At 63.3% G+C, this 21875-nt stretch carries 18 protein-coding genes and 1 tRNA gene; 9 read left to right on the forward strand and 10 right to left on the reverse strand.

Translation table 11 applies throughout. From position 1 onward, the window contains the following. Window positions 1-53 precede the first annotated feature (53 nt). Window positions 54-1928 (reverse strand): extracellular solute-binding protein, encoded by a 1875-nt coding sequence (locus tag FFS45_RS15510; protein ID WP_249362799.1) that lies wholly within the window; start codon window positions 1926-1928, stop codon window positions 54-56. A gap of 173 nt (window positions 1929-2101) precedes the next feature. Between FFS45_RS15510 and fabI the strand changes: the two genes are divergently transcribed. Beyond that, window positions 2102-2893: an enoyl-ACP reductase FabI gene (fabI, locus tag FFS45_RS15515; RefSeq protein ID WP_137955532.1), complete on the forward strand. Its 792-nt coding sequence runs from the start codon at window positions 2102-2104 to the stop codon at window positions 2891-2893. Between the two features lie 120 nt (window positions 2894-3013). On the opposite strand, the gene FFS45_RS15520 is transcribed toward fabI, so the two are convergent. The 7 genes from FFS45_RS15520 to cysS all read right to left on the reverse strand — a co-directional run bounded on the left by FFS45_RS15520 (window position 3014) and on the right by cysS (window position 10906). After that, window positions 3014-3352 carry a hypothetical protein gene (locus FFS45_RS15520; protein WP_137955533.1) on the reverse strand — a complete coding sequence of 113 codons (339 nt, stop codon included), beginning with the start codon at window positions 3350-3352 and terminating at the stop codon, window positions 3014-3016. Window positions 3353-3777: 425 nt separating this feature from the next. Beyond that, window positions 3778-3871 (reverse strand) — tRNA-Ser (locus FFS45_RS15525). 250 nt (window positions 3872-4121) lie between these two features. After that, on the reverse strand, window positions 4122-5372 hold the full coding sequence (locus FFS45_RS15530; RefSeq protein ID WP_137955534.1) for an aspartate kinase: 1251 nt from the start codon (window positions 5370-5372) through the stop codon (window positions 4122-4124). A gap of 444 nt (window positions 5373-5816) precedes the next feature. Next, entirely contained in the window at window positions 5817-7262 is a 1446-nt protein-coding gene (gene tilS / locus FFS45_RS15535) for a tRNA lysidine(34) synthetase TilS (RefSeq protein ID WP_137955535.1), read from the reverse strand. A 44-nt stretch (window positions 7263-7306) separates the two neighbouring features. Further along, window positions 7307-8278, reverse strand: a complete 972-nt coding sequence (locus FFS45_RS15540) for an acetyl-CoA carboxylase carboxyltransferase subunit alpha (protein ID WP_137955536.1) — start codon at window positions 8276-8278, stop codon at window positions 7307-7309. Between the two features lie 130 nt (window positions 8279-8408). Beyond that, window positions 8409-9461, reverse strand: coding sequence for a DNA-3-methyladenine glycosylase (locus tag FFS45_RS15545; RefSeq protein ID WP_137955537.1), 1053 nt, complete (start codon window positions 9459-9461; stop codon window positions 8409-8411). A 47-nt stretch (window positions 9462-9508) separates the two neighbouring features. Then, on the reverse strand, window positions 9509-10906 hold the full coding sequence (gene cysS, locus FFS45_RS15550) for a cysteine--tRNA ligase (protein WP_137955538.1): 1398 nt from the start codon (window positions 10904-10906) through the stop codon (window positions 9509-9511). A gap of 278 nt (window positions 10907-11184) precedes the next feature. Between cysS and FFS45_RS15560 the strand changes: the two genes are divergently transcribed. From FFS45_RS15560 to FFS45_RS15575, 4 genes are all read left to right on the forward strand, one after another. Next, window positions 11185-11913: a tetratricopeptide repeat protein gene (locus FFS45_RS15560; RefSeq protein ID WP_137955540.1), complete on the forward strand. Its 729-nt coding sequence runs from the start codon at window positions 11185-11187 to the stop codon at window positions 11911-11913. A gap of 62 nt (window positions 11914-11975) precedes the next feature. After that, window positions 11976-12557: a peptidylprolyl isomerase gene (locus FFS45_RS15565; RefSeq protein ID WP_137955541.1), complete on the forward strand. Its 582-nt coding sequence runs from the start codon at window positions 11976-11978 to the stop codon at window positions 12555-12557. Window positions 12558-12698: 141 nt separating this feature from the next. Further along, the gene (locus tag FFS45_RS15570; protein WP_137955542.1) at window positions 12699-13193 is read left to right on the forward strand and encodes a peptidylprolyl isomerase; all 495 of its coding nucleotides are present in this window, start codon (window positions 12699-12701) and stop codon (window positions 13191-13193) included. 96 nt (window positions 13194-13289) lie between these two features. After that, the gene (locus FFS45_RS15575) at window positions 13290-14087 is read left to right on the forward strand and encodes a UDP-2,3-diacylglucosamine diphosphatase (protein WP_137955543.1); all 798 of its coding nucleotides are present in this window, start codon (window positions 13290-13292) and stop codon (window positions 14085-14087) included. 133 nt (window positions 14088-14220) lie between these two features. On the opposite strand, the gene cysE is transcribed toward FFS45_RS15575, so the two are convergent. Both cysE and FFS45_RS15585 read right to left on the reverse strand, forming a co-directional pair. Then, on the reverse strand, window positions 14221-15036 hold the full coding sequence (cysE, locus tag FFS45_RS15580; protein WP_137955544.1) for a serine O-acetyltransferase: 816 nt from the start codon (window positions 15034-15036) through the stop codon (window positions 14221-14223). Between the two features lie 204 nt (window positions 15037-15240). Beyond that, a complete protein-coding gene (locus tag FFS45_RS15585) occupies window positions 15241-16071 on the reverse strand; it encodes an RNA methyltransferase (RefSeq protein ID WP_249362800.1) in 831 nt (276 codons plus the stop codon). 338 nt (window positions 16072-16409) lie between these two features. Between FFS45_RS15585 and FFS45_RS15590 the strand changes: the two genes are divergently transcribed. From FFS45_RS15590 to FFS45_RS15605, 4 genes are all read left to right on the forward strand, one after another. Next, window positions 16410-17213, forward strand: a complete 804-nt coding sequence (locus FFS45_RS15590; protein WP_137955546.1) for an inositol monophosphatase family protein — start codon at window positions 16410-16412, stop codon at window positions 17211-17213. Between the two features lie 266 nt (window positions 17214-17479). Further along, the gene (gene lplT, locus FFS45_RS15595) at window positions 17480-18778 is read left to right on the forward strand and encodes a lysophospholipid transporter LplT (RefSeq protein ID WP_137955547.1); all 1299 of its coding nucleotides are present in this window, start codon (window positions 17480-17482) and stop codon (window positions 18776-18778) included. Between the two features lie 445 nt (window positions 18779-19223). Beyond that, window positions 19224-20330, forward strand: coding sequence for an NAD(P)/FAD-dependent oxidoreductase (locus tag FFS45_RS15600; RefSeq protein WP_137955548.1), 1107 nt, complete (start codon window positions 19224-19226; stop codon window positions 20328-20330). A 430-nt stretch (window positions 20331-20760) separates the two neighbouring features. Beyond that, the gene (locus tag FFS45_RS15605; RefSeq protein ID WP_137955549.1) at window positions 20761-21804 is read left to right on the forward strand and encodes a purine nucleoside permease; all 1044 of its coding nucleotides are present in this window, start codon (window positions 20761-20763) and stop codon (window positions 21802-21804) included. Window positions 21805-21875: the final 71 nt, after the last annotated feature.

The raw sequence follows: 21875 nt of genomic DNA on the forward strand, positions 1-21875 counted from the left end.
CGGTGCACGTGCGAAAGGCGTTGAAATGGCGGCTCAGGCGTCGACGGACCGCCTCACTGCTGTGGCTTGAACCACCAGGTCGAAGTGATCCAGTCATCTGGCGCATAGTACAGCGGCAAGGTTTGCGGCCAGGCAAGCCCACGCCGGAACGCCACCCGATGAACCGCGCTGTACCACTGTGGAATCACATAGTAGCCATGCATCAGCACGCGGTCGAGCGCGTGGGTCGCATCGACGAGCTGATCGCGCGTCTGCGCCTGCACCAGTGCGCGCAAGATCGCGTCCACAGCGGGCGACTTGAGGCCAATCAGGTTGTCGGAGCCGGGGGTGTCGGCCGCCTTGCTGCCGAAGCGGTCGACCTGTTCGGTGCCCGGTACCTGCACGTCCGGCATCCGGATGGTTGTAACGTCGAAGTCGAACGCATCGAGCCGCTTCTGATAGAGCGCGAAATCGCTGACCCGAAACGTCAGCGTAATGCCGAGCTTCTGCAGATTGCGGATCAACGTGGCAACAATAGGCTGCATTGAAGTCTCGGAGGCCGAATCGTCGAGGATTTCAAACTGGAACGGCTGCCCCTTGGCATTGCGCAATGCACCGTCGCGATAGGTCCAGCCGGCCTGCTCGAGGAGCGCCCGCGCCTCCAGCAGGTTGGCGCGCAACGAGCCGGGCGGGTCCGTGTCAGGCTGTTTGGGCGGCGGCCCGAACACCGCCGGGTCGAGCTGGGCCCGCCACGGATTGAGCAGGGCGAGCTCCCCCGGCGACGGCAGCCCCGTCGCCTGCAAGTCGGTGTTGACGAAGAAACTGTCGATTCGCGTGTATTGATTGTAGAAAAGCTGGCGATTGAGCCATTGGAAATCGAGCGCGAGATCGAGCGCCTTGCGTACCCGAACGTCCTGGAAAAGCGGCCGCCGGATGTTGAAGAAAAACCCCTGCATGCCTGTGCCGTTGTGCTGCACAAACTCGCGTTTGATCAGCTCGCCACTATCGAACTTCTTGCCGACGTCCCGCCTGATCCAGTTACGCGCGACGTATTCGACGAGCGCGTCGTACTCTCCGGCCTTGAAGGCCTCACGGCGCGCTATGTCGTCCGAGTACAGCTTGTAGGTGATGCGGTCGAAATTGTAGGTGCCCACCCGCACCGGCAAACTGGCGCCCCAATAGTTCGGGTCGCGCCGGTAGGTGATGTTGCGGCCGTTATCGTATTGCTCGATCAGATAAGGGCCGCTGCCGATCGGTTTTTCGAATGCAAGCTGGTCGAACGGAATATGGCTGCCGTCCCGCTTCATCCCCCACTTGGGAGAAAAAATCGGGATTCCGCCGGCCAGCAACGGCAATTCCCGGTGCGGCTCGTGGAAGTCGAAGCGGATCGTGAGGCGGTCCACCACCACGGCACGGGTGATCTCAGCGAAGTAAGCAGCGAACGCGGGCGAAGCCTGCGGGCTTTTCAGCGTGTCGAGGGAGTATTTGACGTCCGCGGCAGTCACCGGGTCGCCATTAGAGAAATGCGCGTGCGGATTGATGTGGAACGTGGCGGACAGGCGATCCGGTGCGATCTCGACGTCATCGGCGAGCAGACCGTATGCCGACGCCACTTCATCCGAACTGCCGGCAAGCAGGCTCTCGAACAGAAAGCCGCTCCCGGGCGCAGCATTGCCGCGCAGCGTAAACGGGTTGAACTTGTCGAAGCTGGTTTGCCGGTCGGGGTTGGCCAGCACCAGCGTGCCGCCTTTGGGCGCGTCCGGGTTGACGTAGTCGAAGTGCTTGAAACCCGGTTGATACTTCGGTTCGCCGTACTGCGCAATCCCGTAGGACGCGTGCGCCGGTTGCGCGCCCAGCAAGGCCGCAGAAGCCCCGCACAGGACAAATGCCGCCGCGATCAAGCCACGTCCTGCACCCTGCGAACAGACACACGAGATCTTTTCCATCATGGAGCGCCAGCTTGCGCCATGTTGCTGAACCCGTCGCGTGCCAGTCGTCATAAGGGCCTTGTACGTTGGTGAGAGGTCGGTGGGCGGTTGCAATGTGAGAGAATTCTACCTAAATATCCCGCGCGATCCCGCACATCTGAGCTCGCGGCGCGTTGACTTCATTAGGAGAATTCATGGGCTTCCTCGCTGGTAAACGAATCTTGCTCACCGGCTTGCTGTCGAACCGTTCGATCGCATACGGCATTGCGCAAGCATGCAAGCGCGAAGGCGCAGAACTGGCCTTCACGTATGTCGGCGAACGTTTCAAGGACCGCATCACCGAGTTCGCCACGGAATTCGGCAGCGATCTGGTCTTCCCGTGCGACGTGGCGGACGACGAGCAGATCGCCGCGCTCTTTACCTCGCTGAAAGAACGCTGGGACAGCCTCGACGGCCTCGTCCACTCGATCGGCTTTGCACCGCGTGAAGCGATTGCCGGCGACTTCCTCGACGGCATGACGCGTGAAAACTTCCGCATCGCGCACGATATTTCGGCCTATAGCTTCCCGGCGCTTGCCAAAGCGGCGCTGCCGATGCTGTCGCCGGACGCGGCGCTGCTCACCTTGAGCTACCTCGGCGCCGAACGCGCGATTCCGAACTACAACACGATGGGGCTAGCCAAGGCCTCGCTCGAAGCGAGCGTGCGTTACCTGGCGGTTTCGCTGGGCGCGAGAGGTGTGCGCGTGAATGGCATTTCCGCCGGTCCGATCAAGACGCTGGCGGCAAGCGGCATCAAGGGCTTCGGCAAGATTCTCGATTTCGTCGAAGGCAACGCGCCGCTCAAGCGCAATGTGACGATCGAGCAGGTCGGCAATTCGGCGGCGTTCCTGCTGTCGGACCTTGCAGCCGGCGTGACGGCGGAAATTCTGCACGTCGATAGCGGCTTCAGTTCGGTGGTCGGCGGCATGGCCGCGGTCGCGGAGTAAGCATCGGTCAGAGCGCCCTGCTACGTGGCAGGCGTTTGCGCAAGCTTGTGCATGCGACAAAAAACCGCCCCTCGGGGCGGTTTTTTGCTTTCAGCGCCTGAAAAACCGCGCTAGCCAGCTTTAATTCCAGTGGCCGTGGTCGTGATAGCCGCCATGGTAGCCATAGCCGCCCGGCGGGTGGTGGCGATACCACTCGTCACGCCCCCAGTAGCGACGGCCGTCCCAGTAACGGTCACCGTGCCAGCCGATCACGATCGCCGGGCCGCCGTAGTACACCGGCGCCGGTGCATAGACGACCGGCGGCGGAGGCGGCGGCGGCGCGTAGACAGGTGCCGGAGCAACATAAACCGGCGCCGGGATACCAATGTTGACACCCACGCTCACGCCGGCCATTGCTGCACCTGACGCACCCAGCGCAAGAACCCCGATCAGAAGCGGAACAAGACGAGCGGACTTCATGGAATTCACCTTTTTGGCAAGTGTGTGTTTGTTGGCTGGAATATAGCGCAAGGCAATGATCCGCGTATTTCAAGTTTGTAAGAACTGATGCACAACATCGCACACTGAAGCGCTACGTTACGTCTGGTTACAAGGGACGATGTTTCGGTGAAAAGCGGGCGTGGTGGTAACACATGCGGTGGGGGCTTGGGGCGCCTTGCCGGGCCAGCCGATTTACCGAGGCGCGACGCGCACAATCGCCAGGTCCGCGCTGCACAACAAATCACGATTGATTGGGCATCCGAAACATGTTCGATGCGAATCTGAAAATCAGCGTTTCACGCTACGCCCAATCTCGCGTTGGCGAATTTGTCCGCATCAGAAACGGACGCAGAAAAAACAAAACCCCAAGAGACCGCGATCTCTTGGGGTTCCGCCGCCATTGCTGGCGGAGACGGAGGGATTCGAACCCTCGATCCAGGTTTTGGCCCAGATGCTCCCTTAGCAGGGGAGTGCCTTCGACCTCTCGGCCACGTCTCCCAAACTTTCGGTCGCGCAGGGAGTCAGCGCGACGAAGCCAAGATAATAGCGGCCCGAACCGCGAAGGTCAATGTCTTGGGCACATTTTTTGTGCCAGATTCGTCATCGACGACGCAATTTATTCACATTGGCCGCAAAGAGTGCACCAAGGAGGGCACGAAGCGAAAACACCAAGCGAACGCACGGAACAAATGCACAAGGCGAACGGGACACTCGGGACGCTCTTGTACGCCCCGTTTTTTAAAGCAGATTACGCCTGATCCAGTTCAAACGCCTTATGCAGCGCGCGCACGGCGAGCTCCATGTATTTCTCGTCGATCAGCACCGAAATCTTGATTTCGGAGGTGGAGATCATCTGGATATTGATGCCCTCTTCCGACAGCGTGCGGAACATCGTGCTGGCGATTCCGACGTGCGAGCGCATGCCGACGCCGACCACCGAAACCTTCGACACCTTCGGATCGCCCAGCACCTGCTCGGCCTTCACATGGTCCTTCACCTGGCCGGTGAGAATGTCCATGGCGCGCTGATAGTCGCCGCGGCCCACCGTGAACGTAAAGGCGGTCTTGCCCTCGACGCTCTGGTTCTGGATGATCATGTCGACGTCGATATTCGCATCCGCCACCGGTCCGAGAATCTGGTAGGCGATGCCGGGCTTGTCGGGTACACCCATCACGGCGATACGTGCTTCGTCGCGCTGAAACGCGATGCCCGAGATGACTGCTTTTTCCATGGTCTCGTCTTCTTCAAAAGTAATCAGGGTGCCCGAGGTCATTTCAGCTTCGAGCGGGATCAGCGGATCGGTCAGGCTCGACAACACACGCGTCTTCACCTGATATTTGCCGGCGAACTCTACCGAGCGGATCTGCAACACCTTCGAACCCAGGCTTGCCATCTCCAGCATTTCTTCGAACGTCACGCAATCGAGCCGGCGCGCTTCTTCGACCACACGCGGGTCCGTGGTATAGACACCGTCCACGTCCGTATAGATCAGGCACTCGTCCGCCTTCAGCGCCGCTGCCACGGCGACCGCCGAGGTGTCCGAACCGCCACGGCCGAGCGTGGTGATATGGCCTTCCGGGTCGATCCCCTGGAAGCCGGTAATCACCACCACCTTGCCGGCAGCCAGATCGTTGAGCACGCGCTCGCCGTCGATTTCGTTAATGCGTGCCTTGGTGAATGCGCTGTCGGTTTTGATCGGCACTTGCCAACCGGCGTAGCTGACCGCGTCGACGCCCGCTTCCTGCAGCGCGATGGCGAGCAGGCCCGAGCTGACCTGCTCGCCGGTGGCGGCAATCATGTCGAGTTCGCGTGGGCTCGGCTGGGTCGAAATGTCTTTTGCGAGACCGAGCAAGCGATTCGTTTCGCCGGACATCGCCGAGGGCACGACGACCATCTTGTGGCCAGCCTTGTGCCATTTCGCGACGCGCTTCGCGACGTTCTTGATGCGCTCGACCGAGCCCATCGAAGTGCCGCCGTATTTATGTACGATGAGTGCCATTGTCGTTCTGAACTGGAGAAGTAACCGCGCTGCCGCGCTGGAGACGACCGCACCAAGGCACAAGAGCTCAACGTTTCAGGAACGACGGCGAAGTGTGAAGGGTGGCGGCGTAGATGCAGCGCACGTGCAGCACGCGCGGATTTGCCCGCGAGGAATCGCCAAAGGCCGCTGGCTGGCGGCTCCCCGGTGGCCCCCCGGTGGCTTGTGGTCGCCGGGAAACACAGAAAACGGCCGGAAAACAGCAAGAGCGCATCGAAATGATGGCAATAGCGGCTTCGGGCAAACAAGTTAACGTACCCGATCAGGCGCAAAAAAACAAGCCGAATTCCCGGCATCAGCCGTTGCAAAGGCTTGTGCGCAAAGGAGTTGCGCCTTTTTTCGCAGCGCCGTCTGCCGTCGCGCGCCGGCAGGTGGCGGCTAATCCAGGGGTGCCCGACCGGTCGGTCAGGCGAGCAGCAGATCCTCGCGCCAATCGATCCGCACATAGCCCTCACCGGCCTTTGCAGCGCCGGCGCCGGCTTCAGCCTTCCCGGGCCACGCTGCCCGGTTCACGCCGAGTAACGGCACGAACAACAGCGTGTCGCCGGCGAACAGCAGCGGCACGTCGCGTTTCCATGCCGGTACGCCCTGCTCCTGGAACAGGTTTTTGAGTGTCCGGCTCGCGCCCTGTGCGCTCGTGCGCATGCGCTCACCGCCGCTACGCGAGCGGGCCGCGAGCGGCGCTGCCTTAAGGAGCGCGGCCGGCACAGCGGCCGGGTCGTCCGCCGAGGTCTCGGCAAACACAAAGGTGCCGCGCCATTGCGGCAGACGCCAGATCGATTCGCCCTGCCAGGCGAGTTGCGCGGTTGCGCGCGTGACCAGCGCGGTCTCGTCGGCAGGCTCGGCGCTGTCGCCCGCTTCCCAGTAGATCTGGCCGCGATAGCTGCGCAGCGCCTGACCGGCGTGATCGACACGCAGGCTGTGCGCCGCGCCCACTTCGCGCAGTTGCCGCAGCGCATCGCTCAAACGCGCAGTCGACGCCGCCGGTAAACCGAGCGAGCGCATCCAGAAACGCAGCAGGTTCAGCGCGCGTTCGTCGTCGAGTGCGAGCAAGGCGTCGTGCGCGAGCGCGCGGCCTTCGTCGCAGGAAACTGCCGCCATGTCGAGGCGTGCCAGTTCGTCGAGCAGACGCTGCGCGGAGGCTGCATGGCCCGCGCTGCGTGCAAGCGCATCGCGAAAGCCCGGAAAGTGCACGGCCAGCGCCGGCAGCACATCATGGCGCAACGCATTGCGTGCATAGCGGGTGTCGGCATTCGATTCGTCCTCGACCCATGTGAGCGAGCGCGCTGCCGCGTACTGCTCAAGTTGCGCACGCAACAAATGCAGAAGTGGCCGCACACGTGTCGCGCCGGCGCCCGCCGGCAGGTGCTCGAAAGCCATCGCGGCAAGTCCCGCCACCCCTGCCCCACGCAGCAACTGCAACAGGACTGTTTCGGCCTGATCGTCGGCGTGCTGGGCAAGCCACAGCGTGGCCGCGCCATGCTGTGCACACATGGCGTCGAGCGCGCGGTAACGGGCCTCGCGCGCGGCCGCTTCAACGCTCACGCCCGGGTCGCGCACCACTTCGACGCGCTCGGCCGCAAACGCCACGCCACGCGCGCGCGCAAACGCTTCGCAATGCGCAAGCCACTGGTCTGCCTGCGGACTGAGGCCGTGATGGACATGCAGCGCGAGGCAACGCGACGCGCCGGCCACGCGCACCGAGGCGTCGAGCAATACGCTCGAGTCGATGCCGCCGCTGAACGCCACCGCGACCCGTGCTTCGCCGGACTGCGCCGGCAGCGCGGAAAGCGCTGCGCCGACCGCCTCGATAACGAGGCGGTCGGCGGAAGAGTCAGCGCTATGTGTCACGGCGACGAGGCGCGAAGCGCCCTCGATTGGAGAGACGAGCCGGCTTATGCGCCCGGCGTCGTTTCCTTGAATTTGCCGTACGCCATTAGCCGTTCGAAGCGGCGTTGACGCAGGTCCGGGGTGCTCATGCCATGGAACTGGCGCAGCGAGTCGGCCAGCGCACGGCGCAACATGGCAGCCATGCCCTTCGGATCGCGATGTGCGCCGCCGAGCGGCTCGTTGACGATCTTGTCGATCAGGCCGAGCGCCTTCAGACGGTGCGCGGTCAAACCCAGCGCTTCCGCCGCTTCGGGCGCTTTGGCTGCGCTCTTCCACAGAATCGAGGCGCAGCCTTCCGGCGAGATCACCGAATAGGTCGAGAACTGCAGCATCAGCACGCTGTCGCCCACGGCGATGGCAAGCGCGCCGCCCGAACCGCCTTCGCCGATGATCGTCGAGATGATCGGCGTTTTCAGCTCGGCCATCACATACAGATTGCGGCCAATGGCTTCCGACTGGCCGCGTTCTTCCGCGCCGATGCCGGGGTAAGCGCCCGGCGTGTCGATAAACGTGAACAGCGGCAGGCCGAATTTTTCGGCGAGGCGCATCAGGCGCTCCGCCTTGCGATAGCCCTCCGGACGCGGCATGCCGAAGTTACGCAGCGAGCGCTCCTTGGTGTCGCGCCCCTTCTGATGGCCGATCACCATGCAAGCCTGGCCGTTGAAACGCGCGAAGCCGCCGACGATCGCCAGATCGTCCGCGAACGCACGGTCGCCGTGCAGTTCGTGGAAATCGGTGAACAGTTCGTTCACATAGTCGAACGTGTACGGACGCTGCGGATGACGGGCAATTTGCGAAACCTGCCATGGCGACAGGTTTGCGTACAGATCTTTGGTGAGCTGCTGGCTCTTCTTGGACAGCCGCTCGATTTCTTCCGAAATATCGACGGCCGAATCGTCCTGCACGAAGCGCAATTCTTCGATCTTCGCTTCGAGTTCCGCGATCGGCTGCTCGAAATCCAGAAAAGTGGTCTTCATTGGTTTTAATCCTTGGACTTACCAGGCAGCGCGTATTCTAACCGCGACCGCCGCTGTCAAAACCACCTCGAAACTATCGATCCAGCAAAACCGATAGCCCCAAGACGGCATTACATCAGTTCAGATCTGGTCAGTAATCGACCGGCAACGGATCGAGACTACGCCACATATACCAGGTCGCGACTGTGCGCCACGGCTCCCAGTTCGCAGCAACCTCGCGCGCTTCGCTGCGCGTGACCGGTTCGCCGCTGAAATAATTGATGCTGATCGCGCGGATCAGGCCGAGATCGTCGAGCGGCAGCACGTCCGGGCGGGACAGGTTGAAGATCAGGAACATTTCCGCGGTCCAGCGGCCGATGCCGCGAATCTGCGTGAGCTCTTCGATCACCGCCTCGTCTTCCATCGAAGTCCACTTGCCCACGTGCAAGGCGCCCGAGACGAAGTGCTCGGCCAGATCGAGGATGTATTCGGCCTTGCGCTTGGACAGCCCGCACGCCATCAGCTTGTCTTGCCCGAGCTTGATGAACTGCTGCGGCACGAGCTTCGGGCACGCGCTTTCGACACGCTGCCACGCCGCCTGCGCCGAGGCCACCGAAATCTGTTGTCCTACCACGGAGCGCGCGAGCGTCACGAACGGGTCGCCGCGGCTCAGCAGATGCACCGGGCCGAACTTCGGAATCAGTTTCTTGAGAATGCGGTCGCGCTTGACGAGGTCGGCGCACGCCCTGTCCCAGTAGTCGGGGCGCGTGACTTCCGCCGTGAGGCCGCCGACCTGCACCGGCACGGCCACTTCGGTGTCGTCCAGTGCACGTGTTTTGCGCACGACTTCGCCATCGTGCAGCACGTCGCGAGTGAGTTCCTGCGCGTCGTCGGCGAGTTCGGCCGGCACAGCGCCGTTGCCGCTATGCGGCTTCGCGCGCGCGGCACGCGTTGCCCTCGCCGGCCGCACCGGTTTGGCAAGCTTGCTCGGCGCATGTGCCGAGGCGCCGTTGAGCGCGCGCTTCACCGGTGCCTTCTTTGCGGTAGTGCCTGCCTTGCCGGCGGCCTTCGCCGTCGCCGCTTTCGCCGTCGCGGGCGCCGCTTTCGCCGCGCTGCCGTTACGCGCGCGGGTCGGTTTCACTGCGGCTGCCGCGCTTGTTTGAGACGCGGCCCGTTTAGCCGGCGTCTTCGTGGCCGTTGCCATCCTGCCTCCTGCCTGGCGAGTCGATCAAAGGGAAGTGCGAGGTGCGCTCACACGCGCCGCCACTCGGTCAACCCGCCCGGTTTGTCTTCAAGTGCAACGCCGGCCTCGAGCAATTGCGCCCGAATCCGGTCTGCTGCCGCATAGTCCTTCGCCTGCTTGGCGGCCACGCGCGCGGCGATCTTTGCTTCGATCGCGCCGGCGTCGAGCGCGCCTTCACCCGCACTGCCCGCAGCCTGCTGCAGATACACGCGCGGCTCACGGCCCAGCAGTCCGATGATGCGCGCGAGCGCACGCAGTTGTCGGGCCAGCGCGGGATCACGCGTGCGGTTGACTTCACTTGCCAACTCGAACAACACCGCTACCGCCACCGGCGTGTTGAAGTCGTCATTCATGGCCGCCTGGAAACGCTGCGCGTACGCTTCGTTCCAGTCGAGCCCGGCGCCATCCGGGCTCACGTCTTTCAACGACGTGTACAAACGCGTGAGGGCGTTACGCGCGTCGTCGATATGCGTGTCGCTGTAATTCAAAGGCGAGCGGTAGTGCGCCCGTGCAATGAAAAAGCGCACCACTTCCGCATCGTACTGCGCCAGCACTTCGCGGATCGTAAAGAAGTTGCCGAGCGACTTCGACATCTTCTCATTGTCGATCTGAACGTAGCCGTTGTGCATCCAGTAGTTGACAAACGTTTGACCTGTCGCGCCTTCGCTTTGCGCAATTTCGTTTTCGTGGTGCGGAAACTGCAGATCCTGCCCGCCACCGTGAATGTCGAAATGATCGCCGAGCAACGTGCAGCCCATGGCAGAGCATTCAATGTGCCAACCGGGACGCCCGCGCCCGTACTTCGAGTCCCAACCCGTGTCTGCAGGCTCCTCCGGTTTGGCCTGTTTCCACAGGACAAAATCGAGCGGATCCTGCTTGGCGTCGTTGGCCGCTACGCGCTCACCTGCCCGCAGGTCTTCGAGCGACTTGCCCGACAGCTTGCCGTAGCCAGAAAATTTGCGCACCGCATAATTGACGTCGCCGTCGCTTGCCTGATAGGCATAGCCGTTCGCTTCCAGCTTCCCGATCATGCCGAGCATCTGCGGAATATATTCTGTTGCGCGCGGTTCGAGATCCGGCCGCTCGATGCCGAGCGCGTCCGCATCTTCATGCAGCGCAGCGATGAAGCGATCGGTCAGCGACTTGATCGTCTCGCCGTTTTCGACCGCGCGACGGATGATCTTGTCGTCGATATCGGTAATGTTGCGCACATAGGTCACCTTGTAGCCTAGCGTGCGCAGCCAGCGTTGCGCGATATCGAACACAACCATCACGCGTGCGTGACCGATGTGACAGTAGTCATACACCGTCATCCCGCAGACGTACATCCGTACGACGCCCTCTTGCAGCGGCACGAAAGTTTGCTTCTCACGCGCGAGCGTGTTGTAGATGCGCAGTGATTCCATAGAGACGATGCGTGGGCCGAAAGAAATCCGCAATGTGTACCGTGCGCGCCGTGGCCGTTCGGGACAAGCTCAGTATCTCAGCACAGGGCGTCAGTACCAGGCGTCAGCACGAAACGGGTGTGGCTCATACATATAGCAGCAAACCGGCGCACCTGGTGCGGCGGTCATGCGAACAAGGCGGAGACGACCACGAGTGGCGAAAAGACAGTCTGTGGTTCAACGGAACGCGCAGACCTTTTGTTAGAATGGCTCGGAGTATAACATCCAGACCTGAGCCTATGAAACCTTCCAGCGGCCGCGCGCGCAGCGCCGCGACCCTCGCCGCGACGGCCCTGTGCGGCCTCGCCGTCATGCTGCTGCCGGGCGCCTCCGCGTACGCGCAAAAGACCCCCGTGATGTCGCAAGGCCCGGCCGTGCGCGACGGCACGCCGGAAATCGACACCTCGATCGAGCAGAAAAACTGGAACGCCGCGCTCACGCAACTCGACGCCCGCATCGCGGCCAATCCGCGCGACGCGCAGGCACAGTTCAAGCGCGCCACCGTGCTGGCTCACCTGAACCGCGACGACGAGGCAATCAAGGCCTTCATCGCGCTGACCCAGACGTACCCGGAACTGCCCGAGCCGTACAACAACCTTGCGGCGCTGTATGCCAAGCACGGCCAGTATACGGAAGCCCGTGAAGCGCTCGAGACCGCCACCAAGGCGAACCCCGACTACGGTCTCGCCTACGAGAATCTCGGCGACCTGTACCTGCGCCTCGCCGCCTCCGCCTACCAGCGCGCGCAGAATCTCGGCCATGCCAGCGGTCCGACGCAACAGCGCCTCGCCGACATCCAGAAGATCATTTCGCCGCCGGCAAGCAGCGCGAAACCGGTCAAGAAGGTTGCAGCGCCGGAAGACTACACCAATCGCGCCACCTCGAATATGACGGAGTCGCCAAGCTTCCAGTTCGGCGGCCCGAACGGTTCTCTCGCCATGCCGCCGTATATGGCGCCGTCGCAGTAGGCGCCCCAGGCACCCATACCGCGGACTCATCGCCAACGTTTTTTTCCACCCTGAGGATCTTCATGAAATGGTTGATGCTGGCGCTCGGTAGCGCCGCCCTGATCGCGAACGCACCCGCTTTTGCCCAGTCCGCCACGCCGGCTGCGCACCCGTCCGTCCTCTTCAAGACCACGGACGGCGACATTCGCGTCGAGCTGTACCCCGAGAAGGCACCGAAGACCGTGGCGAATTTCCTCGACTATGTGAAATCCGGCCAGTACAGCGGCACGATTTTCCATCGCGTGATTCCCGGCTTCATGATCCAGGGTGGCGGCTTCACGCAGAGCTACGCGGAAAAGCCGACGCGCGCGCCGATTCCGCTTGAAAGCCGCAACGGTCTGAAGAACGTCGTGGGCGCGATCGCCATGGCGCGCACGAGCGACCCGGATTCGGCCACGGCGCAGTTCTTCATCAACACTGCGGATAACGCCGGCCTCGACTACCCGGGCCAGGACGGTAACGGCTATGCCGTGTTCGGCAAGGTCACCTCCGGCATGGATGTCGTGAAGAAGATCGAAGGAACGCCGACCACCACGCGCGGCCCGATGGCCGACGTGCCGCAAACGCCGATCGTGATCGAATCGGCTACGATCGTCGGCAAGTAACCAGGCAAACAGGCAAGGGGCGCGGGCGCCCCCCGCCGGTGAGGCAGTCGCTTACCGCCCTTGCATCACTCACGCCCCGGCGCGGGCCCATCGCTTGATGCGCCTCGCCTTCCACCCACCTGTTCATCAAAGGATTCCATCATGGTCGAACTGCACACGAATCACGGCGTCATCAAGCTCGAACTGGACGCCGAAAAGGCACCGAAGTCGGTTGAGAACTTCCTCAACTATGTGAAGGCCGGTCATTACGACAACACGGTGTTCCACCGCGTGATCAACGGCTTCATGATCCAGGGCGGCGGTTTCGAACCCGGCATGAAGCAAAAGCCGACCGAAGCGCCGATCACCAACGAAGCCAACAACGGCCTGAAGAACGTCACCGGCTCGATCGCGATGGCGCGCACCAACGACCCGCATTCGGCAACGGCGCAATTCTTTATCAACGTGAATGACAACGACTTCCTGAACCACTCGTCGCCGACGCCGCAAGGCTGGGGCTACGCCGTGTTCGGCAAGGTGGTCGAGGGTCTCGACATCGTCGAAAAGATCAAGTCGGTGAAGACGGGTTCGAAGGGCTTCCATCAGGACGTGCCGGTCGACGACGTGATCATCGAAAAAGCGGTCATCGTCGAATAAGCACCTGGCCGTGCGCGAGCGGGCGCCGCCGTCCGCTCGCGCACGGCTCGCTATCGAACGATAGCCTTTACTGCAACTGCATTCAGGCACTCTTCAATGCTGCAAGATACGCCGCTGCGAAGCGTCGCTGCGGGCGTGCCTGGCGAGGGCAAACGCCCGAACGCCGCACGCCCGTTTTTTTTCATCTCGGATCTGCATCTGAGCGATGCGGTGCCGCGCACGGTCGCCGCATTCGAGCATTTTGTGCGCATCACGGCCGAAGAGGCCGACTCCATTTTCATTCTCGGCGATCTGTTCGAATACTGGATCGGCGACGACATGCTGAGCGATCCTTTCGTCGCCCGCATGGCAGCGTTGATGCATACGTTGTCCGAGCGCGGCATCGCGCTCTACATCATGCATGGCAATCGCGATTTTCTGCTGGGCAAGCGCTTCATGAAAGCGGCCGGCGCGATCTGGCTGCCCGATCCGTTCGTGATTACGGCGTTCGGCGCGCGTATCACGCTCGCGCATGGTGACGCGCTCTGCACGGCGGACCGCGCCTACATCCGGTTTCGCCGTTTCGCGCGCTGCCGTTTCGCGCAAATGCTGTTTCTTGCCTGGCCGTTCAGATGGCGCCGGGCGCTGGCCGAGCGGATGCGTTCGGCCAGCGAGGCAGGCCGCTCACGACCGGTCTCACCCAAGTACGACGTGACGCCCGAAGGCGTGGCGGCGTTGTTCAAGGAGACCGGGACGGCCACGATCGTGCATGGCCATACGCACCGGCCGGCGCGCCATCGCGAACCCGGCGGCACGCGCTGGGTGTTGCCGGACTGGGATCTCGATCACGGCGAACGCCGTGGCGGATATTTGCGGGTCAATTCCGAAGGGATCCGGGCGTTGCCGCTCGATTGACGGGACTGGCGGCGCCGCGGCGGCATGCCTACACGCACGAACATTCACGGCGTCATAACCGGAACGAACCGCGGGATCAAAGCGGGACAGAAGTGAGACAGAAGCGGGACAGAAGCGGGATAGAACCGCGCGCTCAGCTTTCCACCGTCACGCCATCCACCTTCCCTGCAATGACCGCGGACAGGCGGCGCAGATCGAGCAGCGCTGCATCCGTGCCCTGCAGCGCTTCGAGACTCGCGCCGAGCCGCTCGAGTGCGGCGACGATTTCATCGATGCGTTGCGACTGCGTCGCCGCATGGTCGATCAAGCCGTGAATGGCGACCGACACCGGATCGTCCGCATTGGGTGTAATCCCATAGGCACAGAACGCGGCGCGCGCCGGCGCCCCGTCCTGCGCATTGCGGCCGGCCGCCGCCTCGGACGCGGGCACCGCTGCCGGCGCAATCACCCGCGCCGGATTGCCGACCGCCGTGCCGCCCGCGGGCACCGGCTTCACCACCACCGCATTCGAACCGATCTTCGCCTCCGCGCCGACCGTGAAGCCGCCCAGCACCTTGGCGCCCGCACCCACAATCACGCCGCGTTCCAGCGTGGGATGGCGTTTGGCGCCGCGCGTGAGCGAGGTGCCGCCGAGCGTGACGCCCTGATAAATCGTGCAGTCGTCGCCGATTTCCGCGGTCTCGCCAATCACGACGCCCATGCCATGGTCGATAAAAACGCGGCGTCCAACCGTGGCGCCGGGGTGAATCTCGATGCCGGTCAGAAAGCGCGCCAGCTGCGACACGAAGCGCGCGAGCCAACGGCGCCTCGCCCGCCAGCAGGCATGCGCAAGCCGGTGCAGCACCAGCGCATGGAGCCCCGGATAACAGGTCAGGACTTCCCAGGCGCTGCCGGCGGCGGGATCGCGCTCGCGGATCGTAGCGATGGCTTCGCGAAGTCTCGTGAACATGGCAGTGACGCTTTTGTGGGGGGATAACTCGGCGCCTCGCGGCGCGCGACAGCGCTGCCGGTTAGCACGCCGGCAGCTTTGCTTAGAACGTTTCGAGGAATTGTAGGGCGATTGCGGCAAACCCGCCGGATGCCCCCGCTCCCGGCAAGGTCGTCGGGGATGAGCGGGCCGGGAGTGGCGGAGGTGGCAGACTGCGAGCCGGCCTCAGGACGCGTCGTCGCCCGGCGGCTTCACTTTCAGCAGAATATGTTTCGCGATGCCGCGCACGATGTTCACCTCTTCCCGCTCGAGCCCGGAGCGGGCAAACAGGCGCCGCAGGCGCGACATCAGCTTCTTCGGATTGGCCGGATCGAGAAATTCGAGCGCGACGAGCGCGCTTTCGAGGTGCGCAAACATCCCTTCGATGTCGTCGCTAGGCGCAAGCGAACCGTGTGCCGCACCCTGCCCCTCGGCGCCCGCCACACCGCCCGCCGCCGCACCACCCGAGCCGCCCAGGCCGCCCGCGCCGAGGTAAGCGGTGCGCAATTCGTACGCCAGCACCTGCACCGCCTGCGCCAGATTGAGCGAGCTGTAAGCCGGATTGGCCGGAATATGTGCAAGCAGGCTGCAGCGCTCGACGTCCTCGTTGGACAGTCCGGTGCGCTCATTGCCGAACACCAGCGCGATGTCGCCATGCACCGCGTGCTCGCGCGCATGCGCCGCCGCGGCGCGCGGCACGAGTTGCGGCGGCCCGTATTCGCGCGCGCGGGCCGTCAGCGCCACCGACCACTGCACGCCGTTGAGCGCGTCGGCGAGGGTCGGCACTACGTGGGCGCCGGCCAGCACATCGTCCGCGCCGCTCGCCATGGCGATGGCCTCGGGATCGGACTGCACATGCGGCACGCGCGGCGCCACCAGCACAAGGCGCGAAAATCCCATGGTTTTCAGCGCACGCGCCGCCGCACCGACATTGCCGGGATGGCTGGGCTCGACGAGCACGAAGCGGGTGGACGTAAAACCGCCGCGCACGGGCGCTGCGCTGTCCGGCCCGCAGATTTCGGACGGCGGCGGGGAGGACGAAGACGGATTGTGGGGTTGTGCCACGATAAAAATGGGGAGCTAAAGATGCTTATGGTAGCGCCAACCAGCGCTGCGAACCTACCGGCATCGCACGGCGCCCTGACGAGGGGGCCCGGAGTCGGGTAAAATCACGCACATTGCGCCGTCCTGGCACGTGCGCCCCGTTCTTATTCAATTCGTCTCCGTCGACGGAACGCGCCGTCCAGCGCCGTTTCGTGTTGTTTCGGCTGATTTATAGCTCATTCAGCTCCTTACTCAGCTCATTTTACCGGCAAGCAGCCGCGCTGCCCCGGCACAAACAAGGATCCAGGCTCATGCATCCCATGCTCAACATCGCCGTCAAGGCCGCCCGCCGCGCCGCGCAGATCATCAACCGGGCGTCGCTCGATCTCGATCTGGTCCAGGTCAGCAAGAAGCAGCACAACGATTTCGTCACGGAGGTCGACAAGGCGTCGGAAGCCGCGATCATCGATACGCTGAAGACCGCCTACCCCGATCACGCCATCCTCGCCGAAGAATCCGGCAAGTCGGACAACGAGTCCGAATACCAGTGGATCATCGACCCGCTCGACGGCACCACGAACTTCATCCACGGCTTCCAGTACTACTGCGTGTCCATCGCCCTCGCACACAAGGGCATCGTCACCCAGGCCGTCGTCTATGACCCGAACCGCAACGACCTGTTTACCGCCTCGCGCGGCCGCGGTGCGTTCCTGAACGACCGCCGCATCCGCGTCGGCCGCCGCGACCGTCTCGCCGACGGCCTGATCGGCACGGGCTTCCCGTTCCGCGAGACCGACGGTCTGGAGGCTTATGGGCGCCTCTTCAAGGAAATGACCGAATCCTGCGCCGGCCTGCGCCGCCCGGGCGCGGCTGCGCTCGATCTCGCGAACGTCGCGGCGGGGCGCCTGGACGGTTTCTTCGAACAGGGCCTGCATGCATGGGACATGGCTGCCGGCAGCCTGCTGATCACCGAAGCCGGCGGTCTGGTGGGCAACTACACGGGCGATTCCGACTTCCTGCATATCGGCGAAATCGTCGCGGGCAACCCGAAGCTGTATGCCCAGATGGTGCCGATCCTCTCGCGCTACAGCCGCACCAGGCAGCAGGCAGCGTAAGGCTCACCCACCCAGGAAGCGGCTTCGGCCGCTTTTTTGCTGGTGCCGGCTGCGCGGCCCGCGGGTTGCCGCGCATGCATGCGGCGCCCCGGCACGCAGACGCGCCGAACCGCCCGCATCCTGCCTCCCACCGGCACGCGCAAACGCCAGCCCCCCTGCACGCCGCAGCGCTTCATGCTACAAAGCGACAGGCCGCGCCGGCATCCGTTTTTCTCGAGCCGTCGTCATTTTGGCGCGCGATTGAGCGCAGCATCCCGAACTGCTTAATGAAAAAAGGCTTCTATACGATCATCGCGGCGCAGTTCGTGTCGTCGCTTGCCGACAACGCGCTGCTGATCGCGGCGATCGCGCTGCTCTCGGTGATCCGCTCGGCCGCGTGGGTGACGCCGCTGCTGCAGATCTTCTTCACGGTCTCTTACGTGCTGCTCGCGCCATTCGTCGGCGCCTTTGCCGACGCACTGCAAAAGCGCCACGTCATGTTCGTCGCGAACGCGCTGAAGGCAAGCGGCTGCCTGATGATGATTGCCGGCGTGCATCCGATGATCGCCTATGGCGTGGTCGGCTTCGGCGCAGCGGCCTACTCGCCGGCCAAGTACGGCATCCTCACCGAATTGCTGCCCGCCGAGAGCCTTGTCGCGGCCAACGCGTGGCTGGAGTCGGCCACCGTGCTGTCGACCATCGTCGGGACCATGCTGGGTGGCGCATTGATCAGCACGTATGCGACCAATTTCGTGACCCATGCGCGGCTGCCGCTGATTCACTCCGCAGCGGATCTGGCGATGTTCGCCGTGATGGTGACCTACGCGATCGCAGCGGCGATCAATGTGGGCATCCCCGACACCGGGGCTCGCTATCCGAATCGCCTCACAGAACCGAAAAAGCTGGTCAGCGATTTCACGCATTGCTTCAATGTGCTGTGGGCCGACAAGCTCGCGCAGATCGCGCTGTGGGTGACCACACTAATGTGGGGCGGCGCGGTCACGCTGCAGTTGCTGGTGTTGAAGTGGGCCGACGTGAACCTGGGGCTGTCGCTTTCGAAAGCGGCAGTAATGCAGGGGGTCACGGGGCTCGGCATTGCCGTCGGCGCCGCGGCGGCCGCGACGTGGGTGCCGCTGCGCGGTTCGTTAAAGGTGCTGCCGATCGGCATCATCACGGGCGCTGTGGCGGTCGCGATGGCGTTTTATAGCAAGGGGCTGTTTCCCCCCGGCATGGGAATTCGCGTCGGTCCTTTCGTTGCGCCGATCTATATCGTGCTCGCCTATCCGCTGATGATCCTGCTTGGCGCGCTATCGGGGTTCTTTATCGTGCCGATGAACGCCCTGTTGCAGCATCGTGGCGCCACTCTCCTCTCCGCCGGCCATTCGATCGCGGTGCAAAACTTCAACCAGAACCTGGCCGTGCTGCTGATGCTCGGCCTGTACGCGGCGCTGCTGACGGCAAAGCTGCCGGTGCCCTGGATCATTGTGGTGTTCGGCACGTTCATCACGTTCATGATGTGGCTTGCGAAGCGCAGGAGCGCGGCGAATGCGCGCAAGGTCGATATGCGCGCACTGGTCGAGGAATAGTTGTTTGCGAGCAGGCTGTTGCAACGATTTATTTAGCAATCCAGATTTAGCACACCCGACGCCCCTCGCGAGCGTGCCTCATCAGCACGTGCTCTTTTGCCAGCTAGCGCCCGCCATCGCAAGGAAGCCGGGAACGAAGTCTCGAACGGCGCCGCTTTCCTGTCTCACATCAGTCCCGAAACGGCTCACCAGGCAGCAGAAATGTGAGCATCCCTCTCGCCGTTCCTTCCATCCACCTCTCCCCTTGCCGCTACCGCCGCGCCAGAAGGCCCACAAGCCCCTAAATGCGGGCCAGCGGCGAAAGCGAGTATCCAATGTGAGCAAATGCTCATAAATTAGAGCCGTCATCCATCAACGAGGAATCCACGCGATTCCGACCGGTGGATCCGGCGTCGCGGCGGCCGGATTCAGGCAACCGGAGGCGGCCGCAAGGAAAGGGATAACGATGAAAGTCATCATTGCAGGCGGCGGCATTGTCGGGTTGACCACGGGGATCGCCTTCAGGGCGATCGGCTGGGAGGTGCTCGTATGTGAACAGGCCCCGGAAATTCGTGCCGCGGGCGCAGCCATCGGACTGTGGCGCAACGCGCTCGACGTGTTCGCCGAGTTTGGCGTGGGCGATGCCATCCATGCGATCGGCACGCCCGTGGAAACGTGGTTCTACGACGGTCGCGGAGAGCGCTTCAGGGCGCCCGGATTCGACCAGGCCGATCATGCCTTTGTACTGGTTCCTCGGCCTGAACTGAACCGCCAGCTTGCCGCGGCGGTGGGTGCTGAAAACATCCGCCTCGATACCAGGATCCGGAGTTTCGAGGAGGAAGCGGACCACATCACGGTGTGCTTCGACGATGGCACGACCGAACGCGCAGATCTGCTGGTGGGAGCGGACGGTGTCTACTCGGCCGTGCGCGCCCAACTGGTTCCCGGTCATGCCGCGCAGGAACATCAAGGCCATCATGTGTGGCGCGGCATGCTCGCCTCAGGCGACGAACCCCCGCAAGGCTCCATCCTGACAGTTGGAAATCAGCGTACGCGCGGCGGATATGCCCGCACCTACGGCAATCAGGTCGTGTGGATGGTCAACCAGTTCGACAGCCCGCTTCCCACGGGCAGCAACAAGGAAGAGGCCTTGCTCCGCGCCGCGCATCTGAACGAGAACGGCTGGAACGATCCGCTGCTCAGGCTGATCGAGAGGACGCCGGAAACGCAGATCCTGCACAACCAGATCATGTTCGTGCCGTCCCTGCCGCGCTGGACCTCCGCACGGGTTGCGCTGATCGGCGATGCGGCGCATGGTCTTTCGCCGCATATCTCGGCGGGCGGAACACTCGGCGTGGAAGATGTGCGGGTGCTCGTGCAAGCCGTGCTGAGGTACGACGAACTCGCCGCGGCCCTGCCGGCATACGAGGCCAACCGGATGCCTCACTATGCACGTGTACATGAACTGGCCGCGGCCGTGGAATGGGCCGGCAACGCCCGCGAATACGCCCGGGAGTACGCGACGTTCAGCCACTGGATGCTCAACGAGGGTTATCGCGCCTCACGCGCCTGAAGACCTGCGCAACTCCGCGACCGCTGCTTTCGCGCAGCGATGTCGTAGAGCGTCTACCGTGCCTCGTATGGTGATAGAAAGGCACGCTGCTCCCCCCTGCCGCAACTCCCCCTCCCACTCCGGGATCCGCCACGAGCAGCAGTGCCCAGTCGGGCACTGCCTGCGCCAGCTTCGCGCCCTCGCACACATCCGGCCTCGGATGCCAGCCTCCCATATCGATTCCCTTATACCCAAAATCACACCAAAAATTCTCTTTCGGTAAGGCTTTGGCATGTGCCGTGCTTATAGTCCCCGCACTTGCTCCGGCGCGGCTCAAAAGCCAACGGTTTGCCTGATCGGCTGGCGAACCAGCGGCATCCGCGCACGATTTTTGGGCACTCAGGCACGAAGCTGGGCTATCCAGCCGAATTACATTCAAACAAAGTACCCCATGAATAAAAAGAAACGGCTTCAGACTCTTGTTTGCGCAGGCCTCGCATTCGGCATTCAAACGGGCGCCTTCGCCGCGCAGCCCTCTTCTGCACCGCTGCCCGTCAAGGTACTGATTATTTCGATGTTCGGGCCGGAGGGGAAAACGTGGCTCGATCACCTTGGCCACACACGGGCCATCACCGTGGCCGGCCTGTCGCCGGATTACCCCGCGGTTCATTGCAACCACGACGAGGTGTGCGTCATCACCACGGGCATGGGCCACGCGAATGCCGCCGCCTCGATGGCCGCGCTGGTTTATTCGAGGAAGTTCGATCTGCGCAAGACCTACTTCCTGATATCAGGCATCGCCGGCATCGATCCGGCCCAAGGCACGCTCGGCTCGGCGGCGTGGGCCCGGTATCTGGTGGATTTCGGCATCCAGTGGGAACTCGATGCACGCGAAATCCCCAGTAACTGGAAATCCGGATATCTCGGGATCAACACCCGGAGCGGGAACGAAAAGCCTCCGCTGGACTACCACACGGAAGTGTTCCAGCTAAACGAGGCGCTGCTGCAAAAAGCCTATCTGCTCTCGCGCAACGTAACCCTCACCGATAGTCCGGCCGCCCAGGCGTACCGGGCGAAGTACTCGTACGCACCTGCCAATCAACCGCCTGCGGTCATCCAGTGCGACACGCTCGCCGGCGACACGTGGTTCTCCGGCGAATCGCTTGGGCAACGCGCGCGCGACTGGACCCGACTGCTGACCGACGGCAAGGGCACGTACTGCACCACCCAGCAGGAAGACAACGCGACCTTCGAGGTCATCAAGCGAGCCGCCGCCGCGGGCCTCGCCGACACGAACCGGGTCGCGGCTCTGCGCGCGGGATCGGACTTCGACCGCCCTCCACAGGGCGGATCGAACGTTGACAACCTGCTGGACTACCAGCAACAGGGCGGATTCGTTCCCGCGCTGGACAACCTCTATCTCGCCGGTGCGCCCCTCGTCAGCGCCATCGTCAGCAACTGGGCGCAATGGAAAGACGGGGTTCCCGCTAACTAGAACCCGCGCTGCCGGACGCACGGGGAGCGTCCGGCAGATTGCCGGTCTTAAGCATCTGGAAATATATTAGT

This window comes from Burkholderia sp. 4M9327F10 (assembly GCF_005503145.1).
Taxonomy (GTDB): domain Bacteria; phylum Pseudomonadota; class Gammaproteobacteria; order Burkholderiales; family Burkholderiaceae; genus Paraburkholderia.